Consider the following 15,280-nt stretch of genomic DNA (forward strand, 5'->3'; position numbering starts at 1 on the left):
TACGCCACAGAATGTTGATTTATTGCAGCAGTGGAACAGGCTTTACATCATGTCGCGCGATTGCATTTTATCGCGCAACCGTGACACGAGTGTTTCAAGCGGTACATCGGCATCAATGGCCAGTTTACGCAAACCAAAATGAACATGTGCGATTTCCTGATAGTAGTTGGTGTAGGCGTAATTCGTTGCGGCCCCCGCCACCGCCCCCAGAACCGGCACCGTCTGCGCAGCCAGCTTCTGCCCCAGAACAGTCGCAAGCCGCGGAGCGACGCGCGCTATGATCCCCTGAAACGCCGCACCGGTCAGTGTGACGCGCGCAGACAGAAACCCCAGATCGGCACCATCATCCTGCGCCAGGGGGCCGGCGGAAGCAAAAACCTCGATGCAATCAAATTGCACGCTCTGGGATGCAGGGTCAAACCCATGTTCAACCGCAACACCCTGAATGATGCGCAACAACAAGGTGGTCGTCACCGGCAATTCGGCCAGCGCCGTGGGCAGCCCCCCCGCCCCCCCGACAGCACCCATCGCCGCGCCAACGGCCGTGTTGACCCAGCTTTTCTGGTCCGGCACATAGGACCTGCTCGACCCGGCCGCCTTCATGGCCTGTTCCAGCGCGCGCTTTGTCGCTCCCTGAAGCCCGGAGCGTGCCGCAGCAGGCAACTTGTCCAGCAACCCCTCCGCGCGACCGCCCACCATATTCAAAAGCTCGACCGCCCCGCCGCTCGCACGTCGATAACGGCGCGCCAGAAGATCGAGTTCCGCGTCCAGGTCTATCGGGCCGATCTGTGTCATTTCCTGCATTGCGCGTCTCCATTCGTAACTGAAGTGGGAAGTCCGGCAAGGTTTTTCAATCGCCCGGACGCACCGCACCCTTCCAGCGCGTCACATCCCCCCGAATGTCCAACCAGGCCCCGGGAACCAATTCGCGACCCAAAACCCGCTCCGGGTTTGTCGGTGCGGGCATCACAACGCCCCCTAACCTCTCGAACCCAAACCGCTGGTAATAGGGCGCATCTCCGACAAGCATCACCCGCGCCCAACCTAACCCAGCAGCCCGCGATAGCACCTCCCGGATCAAATCACCCGCAAGCCCCTCCCCCTGACGTGTCGGATGAACCGCAATCGGACCCAACAAAAGAGCAGGTGCGCCCGCCACGCGCACGGGCCAAAACCGGACCGCCCCGGCCAGAATCCCCGCGCCGTCCCGCGCAACAGTGTTAAGCTGAGACACCGATGCCACATCATCGCGCAACCGATAAGAGGACAAGGCCTCGCGACCCGGTGCAAAGCACAGATCAAAAAGCGCCTCGACCTCATGCACATCCCGCGCCGTTTCCAGTTTCAAATCATACACGGTGCCGGCACAGCCCAGTTTCTGTTTCAGGTAGCCCGCCCCTAGCACATGCGTTACATGGCCTGCAAATGATCAGGAGATTGCAATGTTCTACCGCCCTCAGGATGGCCACGGTCTGCCTCATAATCCGTTCAATGCCATTGTGACGCCGCGCCCCATCGGTTGGATTTCAACCCGCAACGCCCAGGGGCAGAACAATCTGGCACCCTATTCCTTTTTCAACGGTGTCTCCTATACGCCGCCACAAGTGATGTTCGCCTCCACCAGCCACAAAAGCGATCAAGGCGATACCAAGGACTCGGTGGCCAATATACGTGAAACCGGCGTGTTCTGCGTGAACATCGTCGAATACGCAATGCGCGATGCGATGAATGCCTCTTCGGAAATGCTTCCCAAGGAGGTCGATGAATTCGCCGCCGCAGGCCTGACAGCTCAAGCCTGCAACCAGATCGATTGCGCGCGTGTCGCCAATGCGCCCGCCGCGCTGGAATGTCGGATGACGCAGGTTGTCGCCATTGAAGGGGAGAACAACTTCGTGGTCTTCGGTGAGGTCATCGGTGTGCATATCCGCGATGACACCTTGGTAGAGGGCCGCTTTGATGTCACGAGTTTCCAACCGCTGAGCAGATTGGGTTACCGCGATTACACGCGCGTGACGGAGGTTTTCGAACTCGCGCGCCCGGACGATTGAAAGCCGCCCACGATCGCAGCGGCACAAGATTTTCAGACGGGTATATCGCCTACATCAAGAATGCCTGAGCAACCGCATATGATGGCACTATGGACCAAACATCCGCGTAAATATTCCCACACGCCCCACGGCCAACACCGCAACATTCAGTGCACCGCGCGGGACGGTCATTCGGGACGGTGGGCGGGGCGCCTTGGCTAAGGGCCAACAGCGCCGCTCACTGTCAGTGCCCGCCTAAAATACCTGTGCGCACTTGGTAGTTGACGGCCAATTCATACTCAGGATCATCGTCACTATCCACCATCAGATGGCCCGCCTTGGTCAAGAGGCGATGACAATCCCGGCTCAAATGGCGCAGCTGCAACCGCTTGCCAACGCTTTCATATTTACCGGCCACAGCCTCAATCGCCTGCAAGGCGGATTGATCCACAACGCGGCTGTCGGCGAAATCCACGATCACCTCAACTGGGTCGCCATTCACATCAAAAAGCTCTGAAAACCCCTCGGATGATCCAAAGAACAATGGCCCCTGAATCTGATAAACACGCGCGCCTTCCGGTGTCGTATAGGTCTTAGAATAAATCCGCCGCGCGTTGTTCCAGGCATAGGCCAATGCGCTGACGATCACACCAACCACGACGGCGACCGCAAGGTCCTCGTAAACCGTCACGACTGTCACGAGCAGGATCACGAACGCGTCCGTCAGCGGCACCTTGCGCAGGATCGTCAGGCTGTTCCAGGCGAATGTCCCGATCACCACCATGAACATAACCCCCACCAAAGCGGCCAGCGGGATCAGCTCGATAATCGAGGATCCAACAAGAATGAACAGCAATAAAAACACCGCCGCCGCGATCCCGGCAACACGCGTGCGCCCGCCGGATTTCACGTTGATCATGGATTGGCCGATCATCGCACAACCGCCCATCCCGCCAAAGAAACCCGTGACGGTATTAGCGATGCCCTGGGCGATGCACTCCTGTGATGCGCCGCCGCGCTTATTGGTCATATCACCCACCAGATTGAGCGTGAGCAGGCTTTCAATCAAGCCAATCGCCGCCAGTATCACCGCATAGGGCAGGATGATCTCAATGGTCTCCCAATTGAGCGCCACCATTGGAATATGCAAACTTGGCAAGCCCCCCTGAATGGAGGCAAGATCACCAACCCGCGGCACATCCAGACCAAAACCGATCACCACGGCGGCCACGATTCCGATCCCGGCCAGCGGTGCGGGGATGGCACGCGTGATCCGCGGCATGACCCAGATGATCGCCATCGTCGCGCCCACCAGCGCCAACATCAGATAAAGCGGCATCCCGGACAACCATTCGCCGCCCGACATCCCGTGACCTGTATTCACAATCGTGCCCGGCACTTTGAACTGGCTCATCTGTGCAAGAAAAATGACGATCGCCAGCCCGTTCACAAAGCCCAACATCACCGGATGCGGTACCAATCGGATGAATTTCCCCCATTGCATGACCCCCGCGATCATCTGCAAGATTCCCATCAAAACGACAGTCGCAAAAAGATATTCAACGCCGTGCTGCGCCACCAGCGCCACCATGACCACGGCCAAGGCACCGGTCGCACCGGAAATCATGCCCGGACGCCCCCCGATCAGCGCGGTAATCAACCCCACGATAAAGGCGGCATAAAGCCCCACCAGCGGGTTCACCCCGGCGACAAATGCAAAGGCCACGGCCTCAGGAACCAGTGCCAGCGCAACGGTCAGCCCCGACAAAAGCTCAATCCGCAGTCGCCCGATGGAAAACCCATCCTCGGGCATCCAGCGCAATTCAGTCATTTCAAGGTTCTTCGTGAAGCTGCGGAACGCTGTTCGCACCATGCCAGTTATCCTAAATTCTGTTCCGGAAGGGGAGCCAGCCACAGCCAGGCCCGGTTGCGCGCTGCCTAGACGGTTTTGCGCAAAATGAAAACCCCAAGCCCAGGATCCCCTATCTTGGTGAAGATTTGATGAAATCCACCTCGGTTTGGCAGAACGCGCCACTGCGCTGCATAAACCCATGCAACTTAAACGGACCCGTAACCCCTGCAAATAACGCCAAACCACTTGATCTTCCGGCATAATCTGGCCACGATCACGCACAGATAAAACCAATGGAGCCCCTCATGACCTCACCTAAAATCGCCGTGATTGGCGGCTCCGGAATCTATGATATCGACGGTTTGGAAAACGCCGCCTGGAACACGGTCGACACACCCTGGGGCGCGCCCTCCGATGCGATTTTGACGGGATCGCTGGACGGCACTGAAATGGCCTTCCTGCCACGCCATGGCAGGGGTCACATCCACAGCCCCACCACCGTCCCCTACCGCGCCAATATCGACGCGCTGAAACGGATCGGGTGCACGGATTTGATATCGGTTTCCGCCTGCGGATCGTTTCGCGAAGACATGGCACCGGGTGATTTTGTGATTGTGGATCAATTCATTGACCGCACCATCGCGCGCGAAAAATCCTTTTTCGGGACGGGTTGCGTGGCGCATGTTTCAGTGGCGCACCCGACATGCCCCCGCTTGTCTGATGCCTGCGAAACAGCGGCCCGCGCAAGTGGGATCACCGTGCATAAGGGCGGCACGTATCTCGCCATGGAAGGCCCGCAGTTCTCAACGCTGGCGGAATCCAAAATGTACCGTGAAAGCTGGGGCGCGGATGTGATCGGGATGACCAATATGCCCGAAGCAAAACTCGCGCGCGAGGCAGAGCTTTGCTATGCTTCCGTCGCCATGATCACTGATTATGACAGCTGGCATCCCGATCATGGCGAGGTTGATGTGACCCAGATCATCGCAACTCTGATGGGCAATGCCGAAAAGGGCCGCGATCTGGTGCGCCGTCTTCCCGCGCTCCTCGGCGCGGACCGCACGCCCTGCCCGCATGGCTGTGACCGGGCGCTCGACCACGCGATCCTGACCGCACCAGAGGCCCGTGATCCGGCGCTTGTGGCAAAATTAGACGCCGTCGCGGGACGCATATTGGCGTAGGGTTTTGAAACCCCACGCCTGCTACTCATTACATTCATACCGGTTCAATTGATCTCAACGATATTCCAATCCACTTTCATCCGCGTAAACGCGTCCGCGCCGATAATATCGCGCACGGTCTTGGGTTGCGGACATTGCGTGCAAGATGACGGATCAATCATCAGCGGATTGGCAAAGCGCACCCATTTGGACACGTTTTCGCCGCCATGCACCTCATAGATCGAATCCACCACAAAGGGCGTCAGCGAGATATTGGCGGCCATGGCCACCACCGTTTGCAGGCAAGCCGGGTTCATCGGTGCATTAACGGCCGGGCGGTGCGTTTTGGAATAGCTCCAGTCTTTCTGGGGCGAATCAACCTTGGCCAGACCAATGATTTTCTCGCCAACCCAGCCACCGACCGAATCCATGGTCTTATTCACGCCAGCGCCCCAGATGTTGGAGGCTGACAATTTCGCCTCCACCGGCGCGACCGTCGCATAGGTCTGCAAGGAACAGATCTTGCTTTCGACGAAATCGTTGATGTCATGGTTGAACACATAAACATCGCCGGGAAGCGGATTGCTGACACGGGTGTCAGGAATGATCATCCGCGCATAGCCGATATCATCTTCATCCGCATCCAACACCAGCGTTTCGGCGATATTAAAGCCCAGCACGGCGGCAATCATGCCAGCGATGGTCCAGAATTTCAGATCGATCTTTTTGGATTTGACGGGTTTTTTGACCTCCTCCATGGCGGTCACTGTGGACAGCAAAGGTTGCTACCGCAATTGTAGTAACCTTGTGGACAGGCCGCATAAGCCGCGACGGATGAAACAAAAAAGGCAGCGAGTGCCAGAGCAACGATGGCGCGCATGATAATCTCTCCAAGTTGAATTAAATTTGAGCAGTGAAGAGATGATTCCACATATGCGGGAAAACGTCTGTGAAACACATCACATTGGGAACGCCTTGATGTTTTATGTGCAATCTGAAACGAATGCAGGCGAGCCCAAAAAGGACGAACCCCATGCCGCTTGACCTCTGGCTCACCTTCGTGGCCGCCTCCACTGCGCTGCTGTTGATCCCCGGACCGACGGTTCTGTTGGTGCTCAGCTATGCGCTCTCCAAGGGGCGTTGCGTTGCTGCGGCCTCCGCTGCGGGTGTCGCCTTTGGCGATCTTGTGGCCATGACCGCGTCCCTCGCCGGTCTGGGCGCGCTCGTTTTGGCCTCTGCTGCGCTGTTCACCGTGTTGAAATGGGCCGGTGCGCTCTATCTGATCTGGCTCGGAATCAAGCTGATCCGCTCGGCCCCCGGCACCGGGCTTGACGCCCCCAAACAACAGATCAACGCCCGCGGCGTTTTTCGCCACACCGCCGCCGTAACCGCGCTCAACCCCAAATCCATCGCGTTTTTTATCGCTTTTGTGCCGCAATTCCTGCGCCCGGATGCGCCGCTGCTGCCGCAATTTGCCATCCTGATTGCGACTTTCGTTACCCTCGCCGCGCTCAACGCCATGGCCTATGCGCTCATGGCAGATCGCTTGCGCCGAATGATCGCACGCCCCGCAATTCTGTGCTGGATCACCCGCGCAGGGGGTGCCACATTGATCGCCATGGGCGTCTTGACCGCCACCCTGCGCCGCGCCAACTGAGAGAGCCGACATGAAAACCGTTCAGGACTACATCCGCACCATCGTTGATTTTCCCCATGAGGGTATCATGTTTCGCGATGTCACCACGCTCTTTGCCGATCCACGCGGGTTTCGCATGGCAATCGATCAGATGTTGCACCCCTATGCCGGGCTGGAAATCGACAAGGTCGTCGGTCTGGAAGCCCGCGGCTTCATCCTCGGGGGGGCCATCGCGCATCAACTCTCGGTCGGTTTCGTGCCCATCCGCAAGAAGGGCAAACTGCCCGGTACCACCATCTCACAGGACTATACGCTGGAGTATGGCGAGGCGATCGTCGAAATCCACGATGATGCGATCCAGCCGGGCGAAAAAATCCTTGTCGTGGATGATCTGCTGGCCACGGGCGGCACGGCAGAAGCCGGGATCAAACTGATCGAACGTTTGGGCGGTGAAATCATCTCCACCGCCTTCATCATCGACCTGCCCGACCTCGGAGGGCGCACCAAGCTGGAGGCTCTGGGCATGGAGGTCCATGCGCTCTGCACATTCGAGGGCCTCTGAAACACGCGCCAATACCAAATCCCGGAGGGATTTGAAAAACATCGCGCGGCGCGTCAGCGCCTCATGTCTTGAAAAGCGCGCCTGGGTTCATGATGCCCACCGGGTCGAGCGCCGCCTTAACCGCGCGCATCGCCGAGAGTTTCGCCGGATCGCCATAGCGTTGCAAATCATCCACCTTCAGGCGTCCGATGCCGTGCTCCGCGCTCACCGAGCCGTCAAGATCATGCACCAGATCATGCACCACACGCTGAAGTGCTGCGCGTTTGTCGTTATGCTGCGCGGCCGTTTCACCGGGAACCGGGAAGATATTGAAATGCAAATTCCCATCCCCCAAATGCCCAAAACAATTGATCCGAAACGCGCCGACCTCTGCAATCAATTGCCTCGCCCGCGTGATGAAACCCGCAATACATCCCAAGGGCAGCGACACATCACTGGAAATGATCGCCCCGATGCGCTTATTCGCCTCGGGGATATGCTCGCGCACGGACCAGAAATCCTTTGATTGCTGTGCGTTCTGCGCGATCAGACCATCCAGCGCCAGACCCTGTGCGCTGGCCTCTTCAAACACCCGTTCGAGCGCAGATGCCGGGTCCATCCCACTCACCAACCCCACCTCGATCAGCACGCACCATTCGGGCGGCGTCTCAAAGGGTTGGCGGACGTTGGGCAGCACCTCGCTCAAAAACCGCAGACCCTGTCCGTTGATCAACTCAAACCCGCTGACCATCTCACCGAGCTGGCCCCGCGCCAGCGCCAGAAGCGACAGCGCCGCCGCAGGCGAAGGCACCACAAAAAACGCCGTGCCCGATTGCGCCGGGCGCGGGCTCAGCTTCAGCGCCGCCGCCGTGATGATGCCAAGCGTGCCTTCCGAGCCGATCAGCAGATTGCGCAGATCATAGCCGGTATTATCCTTGCGCAGACGTTTCAGCCCATGCCAGATCTGCCCATCGGGCAAGACCGCCTCCACGCCCAGACACAGATCGCGCGCATTGCCATAGCGCAGCACCGCCGTGCCGCCAGCGTTTGTCGCAAGATTGCCCCCGATGCGCGCGGAGCCCTCAGAGGCCAGCGACAGAGGAAACAAGCGATCCACCTCCTCTGCGGCGCTCTGGATATCGGCCAGCACGCAACCCGCTTCGCAGATCAACACGTTTTCCTGCGCATAGATGTCGCGCAATGCATTTATCCGCTCCAGTGACAGGATCAGCGGCAAAGGCCCCTCCGGCGAAATCTGCCCGCCCACCAGACCGGTCCCACCGCCATAAGGGATGATACCAACACGCGCATCCGCCGCGAGCGTCACGATGCGTGCGACCTCCTCGGTGGTTCTTGGACGCACCATCGGGCCTGCGCGCCCCTGCCAGCGTCCGCGCGGCTCTTCAAGGTGGCGCGGCTCTGTCTCGCTCAACGACCCTGCGGGCAGGTTTTGCGCAAGCAGGGCGGTGAAAGCGGCATCAGCGGAATTCAAATTCATGCGTATTGATCCGATGCAGGGCGCGAGGATGCAAGCCCCTAAGGTTCAGTGAGCCACGCCGGGCGCAGCACCATGATGGTCGGGCGCCCCGGCAAACGATCCAGCGATATATCCAGCGACGCCCCGCCGACCTCAACCACGGCAAACTCATCCGACATGCCCGCCAGAAATTCATCCAGCGCAAATTGCGAGAACCAATGCATCGGAATCACTACAGAAGAACGAAGGCGTTTGAGGACCTGCGTCATCGTCGCCAGATCCAGCGTATATCCCCCATCCACCGGTGCCATGACCACATCCAGCCGTCCAAGGGCCGCGTATTGCGCAACGTCCGGTTCGTGATGCAAATGGCCCAGATGACCAATGCACAGACCCGCCATTTCGAAAACAAATATCGAGTTGCCCTTTTCCTCCACGCCGGAGAATTGCGATCTGATGTCGGTCGATACATTGCGCACCAGCACTTCGCCCAGATCAAGGTGATGCGTGATGCCTTCGCCAAAGGGGCCCCATCCGGGCAGCACATGCGGGATCGCCGGATCAGGATTGGCCGTCCAATGCGTGCCATGCGCGTGGTTCATCGTGACCACATCCGGGATCATCGGGGCGGATCCGGTGAAGCCGGTAAAATCCGTGACCATGTTCAACCCGCCGTGGCTGCGGATCAGGAAACTGGCATGGGAGATATAATGGATGCGCACGGTTTCGGATGCGACCGGCCCCAAGCTCGCGGGCACGATATATTCCAGCCCCGGCGCGGTTTGAGCCAATGCGAGGCAATGGCTGGGCGTGCGTTCCTGTGCCGTCGCACCGGATGCGGCCAGAATGAAAAATAGAAAAACCCGTATCAGCATGTGGTCCCCTCCCTGCGCATAAAACTAGCGCGCCTGGGGGAATTCCAAATAGCAATTATGCTCCATCTTGGCGGAAATTTAACGCCGGTGCCACATTTTCAGACGTTTAGGACCCGGTTCACGGCCCAGATATCTAACCCGCGTCTGTCTTACCGCGCCGATCCCCGCGAATAGCGGCATAAAGCACATGCGTGCGCCAGCGCCCGTCGATCTGGAGATAGCTTTGCGCCACCCCCTCGTATTTGAACCCTGAGGTTTCCAACAGCCCGCGCGATGCGGCGTTCTCTGGCAGGCACGCCGCTTCGATCCGGCTCAGGTCCAGTTGCGTGAATGCATGATGCACAAGGGCGGTGATCGCTTCACGCATATATCCCTGGCGCGCGAAGGGCTGGCCCGTCCAATACCCCAACGTCCCCGATTGCGCAGGGCCACGTCGAATATTGTCCAGCGTGATCGCCCCCATGAGCGATTGATCCTGTCGGCGGATCAGAAACAGCGGCATCGCCGTCCCCCCGGAGACCGAGCGTTGTGCCCAATAGACCCGATTGGTGAAGGCCTTGCGGCTCAGATGATCCTTCGCCCAGGTCGGCTCCCAGGAGGTCAGATAGCCCTTGCTTTGCACGCGCAGCGACGTCCAGGGGCGAAAATCGGAATGGATGGGCGGGCGCAGGGTCATGCGCTCGGTTTCGATCCGCAGTTTGCGAAACCCCCGCAGCATCAGGCCGCTCGACGCTCCTGTAACGCCGCAAGGCTCGGGGCCGCCTCAATCGGCCCGTAGAGCGCGAGCGCGGCAGGTGACGCCGCGGCCATATCTTGTGCAAACTCGCGTACATCCCCGGTTGTGACCGCATCAATCAGCGCCACGGTTTCCTCCAGCGGTGGCACCCGGTCCCAGATCTGTATAAGACGCGCAAGCCGCTCGGCGCGGTTCGAGGGGCTTTCCAGACCCATCAACAATCCCGCCTTCATCTGCGCGCGCGCGCGGGCCACTTCGGCGGGGGACATGTCATCAGCAGCGCGTTTCATCTCGTCGATGGTGATTTCGGCTAGCTGCGGCAATTGCTCCGCCGAGGTCCCCGCATAGATCGTGGTCATGCCGGTGTCGGCATAGGCCCCGGCCTGCGCAAATATAGAGTAACACAGACCCCGGTTTTCGCGGATTTCCTGGAACAGGCGGCTCGACATCCCACCCCCCAATGCAGAGGCGTAAATCTGCGCCGTGTATATCTTGTCATCCCGGTAGCCGGGGCTTTCAAAGGCCAGCGCGAAATGCGCCTGCTCCAGATCCTTGCTCTGGCGTCGCTCGCCGCCCAGAAATTGCGCGGCATTCACCTCAAACACAGGCGTTGGCGTCATGTCCCCAAACAGCGTTTCGGCCAGTTTCACAATCGCCTCGTGATCCACCGCTCCCGCAGCAGACAGGATCATCTGTTCGGGTCCGTAATGCTGCTTGATGAAACGCTGTAGGTCTTTTCGACAGAAATTACTGACCCGCTCGGTCGGGCCCAAAATCGTGCGCCCCATCGGATGATCCGGATAGGCCTCCTCCTGAAGCCAGTCGAAAATTACATCATCCGGCGTGTCCAGCGCCTGCCCGATCTCTTGCAATATAACACCGCGCTCGACCTCAATCTCGGATTTTTCCAGCGTCGGATTGAGCAGGATATCCGCGATCACATCCAGCGCCAGCGGCACGTCGTTCTGCAACACCCGCGCGTAATAGGCCGTCACCTCGCGGCTGGTATAGGCGTTGATATAGCCCCCCACATCCTCGATGCTTTCGGCGATCTGGAGGGCGGTGCGGCGTTTGGTGCCCTTGAAGGCCATATGTTCGAGGAAATGCGCAATGCCATTTTGGGCGGGCGTCTCATGGCGCGCCCCGGCGGTGACCCAGACCCCGATGGAGGCCGAGGCGAGCCCTGGCATTTCTTCGGTTACGATGCGAAAGCCGTTCGGCAGGCGGTGTTGATTAAGTGTCACGCAGTAAGATGCCTTTTGATATGCGCGGTGAGCGCGGCCAGATCATTTGGCACCCGGCTCACCCGTTCGCCGCGTTCATACAGGTCGTCCATGCGCGGGGGCAAGGGGGGGTGTTGCCCGGAGGCTTTTTCTACGGCGTCCGGAAATTTGGCCGGATGGGCCGTGGCCAGCGTGATCATCGGGGTGCCGGTGACGCGCATCTCATCCGCGACCTTCACACCAATGGCGGAATGCGGGCAGAGCAATTCACCGCTGGATTTCAGCGTGGCGGTAATGGTCGCCATCGTCTCCTCTTCAGAGGCACGCCCGGAGATGTAGTTCGATTGCAGCACCTGCATCGCGCCCTGACTGACGTCAAACCCGCCCGCCTTTAGCTCATCCATCAGCTGTTTGATCGCATTGCCGTCCCGGTCATAGGCATCAAATAACGCACGCTCAAAATTGGAGCTAACCTGAATATCCATCGAGGGGCTGATGGAGGGCACGGTTTGCCCCTTGTGATACCCCTGCCCGCTCAGACAGCGGTGCAGGATGTCATTTTGGTTGGTGGCCACCACCAGCTTGTCAATGGGAAGCCCCATGCGCTTGGCGATATAGCCTGCGAAAATATCGCCGAAATTACCGGTCGGCACGGTGAAACTTACGGGTCGGTGCGGCGCGCCCAAAGCCACGGCAGAGGAGAAGTAATAGACGACCTGCGCCAGCACCCGGCCCCAGTTGATCGAGTTGACCCCGGCCAGCCGCACCCCATCACGAAATTCGAAATCGTTGAACATATCCTTGAGACGCGCCTGACAGTCGTCAAAATCCCCGTCCATGGCCAGCGCATGTACGTTGCTTTCGGTGGGCGTGGTCATTTGGCGGCGCTGGACCTCCGAAATGCGACCATGCGGATAGAGGATGAAGACATCGACATTTTCAAGGCCGCGAAACGCCTCGATTGCCGCCGATCCCGTATCCCCCGAGGTCGCCCCAACAATGGTGACGCGGTCGCCCTTGCGCCCCAATGCGGTCTGGAACATCTGGCCAATGAGCTGCATCGCGAAATCCTTGAACGCCAGCGTCGGGCCGTGGAACAGTTCCAGCAGGAAATGCCCCTGATCCAATTGAACCAAAGGCGCGCGCGCAGCGTGACCAAAACCCGCATAGGCGCGCTCGATGATATCACCAAACTCATCATCGCTGAACACATCACCGACAAAGGGGCGCATCACGCGATACGCAATCGCCTCGTAGGAAAGCCCCTCAAGCGCGGCGATTTCGGCCAGCGTCAATTGCGGGATCGTTTCGGGCACATAAAGCCCGCCGTCACGGGCAAGGCCGGTCAGCATCGCCTCCTCGAAATTCAGAACAGGCGCAGTGCCACGGGTCGAAATATAACGCATATGTTTCAGCTTTTATTGGTGCCGGATCGTCGGCGCAGGAAAATTGCGGTCATTGCCAGCCAGATGGCCGAGAGCGAAAACCAAGTAATCGCATATTGCAAGTGATCGTTGGGAATAAGGCGCGTGTCTACCGGCATTGGGCTCACAGGTCCGCCCAATTGCGCAGCCTCGCGGCGCACGACAAGCACGGGTTCGGTATTGAGCGCCCGCGCCATGGCATCGACGTCACGGGCAAACCAGATGTTTTCATTGAGATCAGGTTCCGGGGTAAAACCGTCGGTTTCCTGGGGCCATTGCAGATTGCCCACGATGCGCTGCGGTGGCCCCTCTTCAAACCGCAACCCATCGGCGTCCGCGACCGAGACAAACCCGATGTCGATCATGATGTTGCCCGTTTCGCGCTGCATGGGCCGGATGATCCGGTAGCCCGCCCCGATCTGTTTTTGCGACACTAGCACCCGCAGGTAATCTGCGCCCAGAACGCCTGTTACCTCAACGGGCAAATAAGCGTCGCGCTGCGCGTCCAGATCCGTTGGCAATGCCACCGCCTCCGCAGCAATGCGGGTGTTAATGTCCGCGATGACGCTTTCTTTCCAGCTCAGGCGTTGAACTTGCCATATGCCGAGGCTGATCAGGATCGCGGCCCCGCCGAGACCGACGATCAACAGGAATACAAAGCGCCGCATGACATGCGATCCCCCAAAGAAAAGCGCGCGAGAACCGCGCGCTTTTACCCTATATCGATGGCGTCAGCCTAGTGACTGCCGGGCATCTGTCCCACGCCGTAAATGTAGACGGCAAAGAACAGGAAGAGCCAAACAACATCAACGAAATGCCAATACCAGGCGGCCGCCTCAAACCCAACGTGTTTTTCAGGCGTGAAATCGCCCTTGATCGCCCGGATCAGGCAGACCCCAAGAAAGATCGTCCCGATGATCACATGCGCGCCGTGAAAGCCCGTCGCCATGAAGAAGTTCGAGAAGAATTTATCGCCACCAAACTCCCAGCCCTGATAAAGCAGATAGGAATATTCGTAAGCTTGCAAAGCCGTAAAGAGCACACCCAGGATGATCCCCAGAGACAGACCCATGATGAGGTCTTTGCGGTTATTTTCATGCACCAAAGCATGATGCGCCCAGGTCACGGCACACCCCGAGAGCAGCAGGATCAACGTATTGATCAGCGGCAGGTGGAAGGCATCGACGTGGTAGATTTCCGGCTGAACATATTCGGTGCCGGCATATCCGCTCATCGGGTAGATGGCGTGTTTGAAGAAGCTCCAGAACCAGGCGGCAAAGAACATGACCTCGGACATGATAAACAGGATGAAGCCATAGCGCAGCCCGATCCGCACCACCGGCGTATGATCCCCGATGCGGCTTTCGGCGACCACTTCTGACCACCAGCCGAACATGACATAGAGCACAGCGACGAAACCGGCCCAGAACATGAAGGGCGTGATGCCCTGCATCCAAAGGACCGCGCCAAAGAGCATGAAAAACCCAGCCAGCGCGCCCAGCAGCGGCCAGATTGAGGGGTTCAGAATGTGATAATCGTGGTTCTTTTCGTGGGCCATGACGTCGCTTACCTTATTTTGGTCAGTTCAGGCTTGTGCCTGAGGTTTGTTCCATGTCCTGCACGGCAGCATAGCCTTCGGGCAGGTCAATTTCGTAGAATGTATAAGAGAGCGTGATGGTATGTATATATTTTCCATCACGATCATCGACAATTTCCGGGTCCACATAGAATGTCACCGGCATCTGCACCCGTTCGCCGGGTTGCAACACCTGCTCTTCAAAGCAGAAACACTGGATTTTGTTGAAAAAGCCACCCGCCTGATAGGGGGTGACATTGTAGCTGGCCGAGCCCGCGATCGGGCGGTTTGTCGGGTTGTAGGCCTCATAGAACGCCAGGCCCGTCTCGCCGATACGCACTTCCATTTCGCGCTCAACCGGTTTGAAGGTCCAGGCCATGTTGCTGTTCAGCGATCCATCAAAACGGATCTTGATAGTCTGATCCAGCACATCATCGGGGGCGACTTCGGACACGCCTGTGACGCCGCCAAAGCCGGTCACCCGGCAGAACCAGTCGTAAAATGGCACCGATGCCCAGGCCAGCGCGCCCATGACAAACACGAGGCTCACGGTCTGTGCAACGGTTTTCGCGGGGCCCGTCATCGCCATTACTGGGTCAGCTCCTCTGCGTTGGGGAGTTGGAAATCACCACTGGTCACCTTGGTAAAGGTGAGCGCCATCACGAGGACGACGAAAGCGGCCAGCATCACGCCCACCCCAATGTTGCGGGACTTACGCCTTGTGTGCAGCTCATGTTCAGGGCGAAAAGTCAT

Annotated in this window: 17 protein-coding genes; 4 read left to right on the forward strand and 13 right to left on the reverse strand. The window is 58.7% G+C overall.

All coding sequences use genetic code 11. From position 1 onward, the window contains the following. Nucleotides 1-42 precede the first annotated feature (42 nt). Together ROLI_RS12580 and ROLI_RS12585 are read right to left on the reverse strand one after the other, a co-directional pair. Entirely contained in the window at nt 43-804 is a 762-nt protein-coding gene (locus tag ROLI_RS12580; protein ID WP_338469162.1) for an EcsC family protein, read from the reverse strand. A 46-nt stretch (nt 805-850) separates the two neighbouring features. Continuing rightward, nucleotides 851-1,357, reverse strand: coding sequence for an N-acetyltransferase (locus tag ROLI_RS12585; protein WP_316247441.1), 507 nt, complete (start codon nt 1,355-1,357; stop codon nt 851-853). 85 nt (nt 1,358-1,442) lie between these two features. On the opposite strand from ROLI_RS12585, the gene ROLI_RS12590 reads away from it, so the two are divergent. Then, nucleotides 1,443-2,048, forward strand: a complete 606-nt coding sequence (locus ROLI_RS12590) for a flavin reductase family protein (protein WP_187429948.1) — start codon at nt 1,443-1,445, stop codon at nt 2,046-2,048. 223 nt (nt 2,049-2,271) lie between these two features. Here ROLI_RS12590 and ROLI_RS12595 read toward each other — a convergent pair whose 3' ends face one another. Continuing rightward, complete coding sequence (locus ROLI_RS12595) at nt 2,272-3,900, reverse strand: SulP family inorganic anion transporter (protein WP_187429949.1); 1,629 nt, start codon at nt 3,898-3,900, stop codon at nt 2,272-2,274. Between the two features lie 284 nt (nt 3,901-4,184). Here ROLI_RS12595 and ROLI_RS12600 point away from each other — a divergent pair, with 284 nt between their 5' ends. Beyond that, nucleotides 4,185-5,060: an S-methyl-5'-thioadenosine phosphorylase gene (locus ROLI_RS12600; protein WP_187429950.1), complete on the forward strand. Its 876-nt coding sequence runs from the start codon at nt 4,185-4,187 to the stop codon at nt 5,058-5,060. A gap of 44 nt (nt 5,061-5,104) precedes the next feature. Here ROLI_RS12600 and ROLI_RS12605 read toward each other — a convergent pair whose 3' ends face one another. Next, the gene (locus ROLI_RS12605) at nt 5,105-5,797 is read right to left on the reverse strand and encodes a hypothetical protein (protein WP_187429951.1); all 693 of its coding nucleotides are present in this window, start codon (nt 5,795-5,797) and stop codon (nt 5,105-5,107) included. A 275-nt stretch (nt 5,798-6,072) separates the two neighbouring features. Between ROLI_RS12605 and ROLI_RS12610 the strand changes: the two genes are divergently transcribed. Further along, entirely contained in the window at nt 6,073-6,696 is a 624-nt protein-coding gene (locus ROLI_RS12610; protein WP_187429952.1) for a LysE family translocator, read from the forward strand. Nucleotides 6,697-6,706: 10 nt separating this feature from the next. After that, nucleotides 6,707-7,237 (forward strand): adenine phosphoribosyltransferase, encoded by a 531-nt coding sequence (locus tag ROLI_RS12615; protein ID WP_187429953.1) that lies wholly within the window; start codon nt 6,707-6,709, stop codon nt 7,235-7,237. Between the two features lie 61 nt (nt 7,238-7,298). On the opposite strand, the gene ROLI_RS12620 is transcribed toward ROLI_RS12615, so the two are convergent. From ROLI_RS12620 to ROLI_RS12660, 9 genes are all read right to left on the reverse strand, one after another. Beyond that, nucleotides 7,299-8,714: an FAD-binding oxidoreductase gene (locus ROLI_RS12620; RefSeq protein ID WP_187429954.1), complete on the reverse strand. Its 1,416-nt coding sequence runs from the start codon at nt 8,712-8,714 to the stop codon at nt 7,299-7,301. Nucleotides 8,715-8,752: 38 nt separating this feature from the next. After that, nucleotides 8,753-9,568 (reverse strand): MBL fold metallo-hydrolase, encoded by an 816-nt coding sequence (locus tag ROLI_RS12625; RefSeq protein WP_187429955.1) that lies wholly within the window; start codon nt 9,566-9,568, stop codon nt 8,753-8,755. 133 nt (nt 9,569-9,701) lie between these two features. Beyond that, nucleotides 9,702-10,286 (reverse strand): GNAT family N-acetyltransferase, encoded by a 585-nt coding sequence (locus ROLI_RS12630; RefSeq protein WP_187429956.1) that lies wholly within the window; start codon nt 10,284-10,286, stop codon nt 9,702-9,704. Continuing rightward, nucleotides 10,286-11,548 (reverse strand): pitrilysin family protein, encoded by a 1,263-nt coding sequence (locus tag ROLI_RS12635; protein WP_187429957.1) that lies wholly within the window; start codon nt 11,546-11,548, stop codon nt 10,286-10,288. The genes ROLI_RS12630 and ROLI_RS12635 overlap by 1 nt, the downstream gene beginning before the upstream one ends. After that, a complete protein-coding gene (gene thrC / locus ROLI_RS12640; RefSeq protein WP_187429958.1) occupies nt 11,545-12,933 on the reverse strand; it encodes a threonine synthase in 1,389 nt (462 codons plus the stop codon). Before thrC ends, ROLI_RS12635 begins: the two co-directional genes overlap by 4 nt. A 5-nt stretch (nt 12,934-12,938) precedes the next feature. After that, nucleotides 12,939-13,619: an SURF1 family protein gene (locus ROLI_RS12645; RefSeq protein WP_187429959.1), complete on the reverse strand. Its 681-nt coding sequence runs from the start codon at nt 13,617-13,619 to the stop codon at nt 12,939-12,941. A gap of 68 nt (nt 13,620-13,687) precedes the next feature. Further along, a complete protein-coding gene (locus ROLI_RS12650; protein ID WP_187429960.1) occupies nt 13,688-14,509 on the reverse strand; it encodes a cytochrome c oxidase subunit 3 in 822 nt (273 codons plus the stop codon). 22 nt (nt 14,510-14,531) lie between these two features. Continuing rightward, nucleotides 14,532-15,116, reverse strand: a complete 585-nt coding sequence (locus ROLI_RS12655; protein WP_187429961.1) for a cytochrome c oxidase assembly protein — start codon at nt 15,114-15,116, stop codon at nt 14,532-14,534. Then, complete coding sequence (locus tag ROLI_RS12660; protein ID WP_187430024.1) at nt 15,116-15,280, reverse strand: cytochrome C oxidase assembly protein; 165 nt, start codon at nt 15,278-15,280, stop codon at nt 15,116-15,118. Before ROLI_RS12660 ends, ROLI_RS12655 begins: the two co-directional genes overlap by 1 nt.

It is taken from the genome of Roseobacter fucihabitans, from assembly GCF_014337925.2.
Classification (GTDB): Bacteria; Pseudomonadota; Alphaproteobacteria; order Rhodobacterales; family Rhodobacteraceae; genus Roseobacter; species Roseobacter fucihabitans.

Coding starts and splice junctions, on each gene's coding strand:
- ROLI_RS12595 (WP_187429949.1), bottom strand. CDS start 3,900: ATGGTGCGAACAGCGTTCCGCAGCTTCACGAAGAACCTTGAAATGACT.
- ROLI_RS12660 (WP_187430024.1), bottom strand. CDS start 15,280: ATGACTTTTCGCCCTGAACATGAGCTGCACACAAGGCGTAAGTCCCGC.
- ROLI_RS12610 (WP_187429952.1), top strand. CDS start 6,073: ATGCCGCTTGACCTCTGGCTCACCTTCGTGGCCGCCTCCACTGCGCTG.
- ROLI_RS12625 (WP_187429955.1), bottom strand. CDS start 9,568: ATGCTGATACGGGTTTTTCTATTTTTCATTCTGGCCGCATCCGGTGCG.
- thrC (WP_187429958.1), bottom strand. CDS start 12,933: ATGCGTTATATTTCGACCCGTGGCACTGCGCCTGTTCTGAATTTCGAG.
- ROLI_RS12615 (WP_187429953.1), top strand. CDS start 6,707: ATGAAAACCGTTCAGGACTACATCCGCACCATCGTTGATTTTCCCCAT.
- ROLI_RS12600 (WP_187429950.1), top strand. CDS start 4,185: ATGACCTCACCTAAAATCGCCGTGATTGGCGGCTCCGGAATCTATGAT.
- ROLI_RS12655 (WP_187429961.1), bottom strand. CDS start 15,116: ATGGCGATGACGGGCCCCGCGAAAACCGTTGCACAGACCGTGAGCCTC.
- ROLI_RS12630 (WP_187429956.1), bottom strand. CDS start 10,286: ATGCTGCGGGGGTTTCGCAAACTGCGGATCGAAACCGAGCGCATGACC.
- ROLI_RS12620 (WP_187429954.1), bottom strand. CDS start 8,714: ATGAATTTGAATTCCGCTGATGCCGCTTTCACCGCCCTGCTTGCGCAA.
- ROLI_RS12650 (WP_187429960.1), bottom strand. CDS start 14,509: ATGGCCCACGAAAAGAACCACGATTATCACATTCTGAACCCCTCAATC.
- ROLI_RS12605 (WP_187429951.1), bottom strand. CDS start 5,797: ATGGAGGAGGTCAAAAAACCCGTCAAATCCAAAAAGATCGATCTGAAA.
- ROLI_RS12645 (WP_187429959.1), bottom strand. CDS start 13,619: ATGCGGCGCTTTGTATTCCTGTTGATCGTCGGTCTCGGCGGGGCCGCG.
- ROLI_RS12590 (WP_187429948.1), top strand. CDS start 1,443: ATGTTCTACCGCCCTCAGGATGGCCACGGTCTGCCTCATAATCCGTTC.
- ROLI_RS12580 (WP_338469162.1), bottom strand. CDS start 804: ATGCAGGAAATGACACAGATCGGCCCGATAGACCTGGACGCGGAACTC.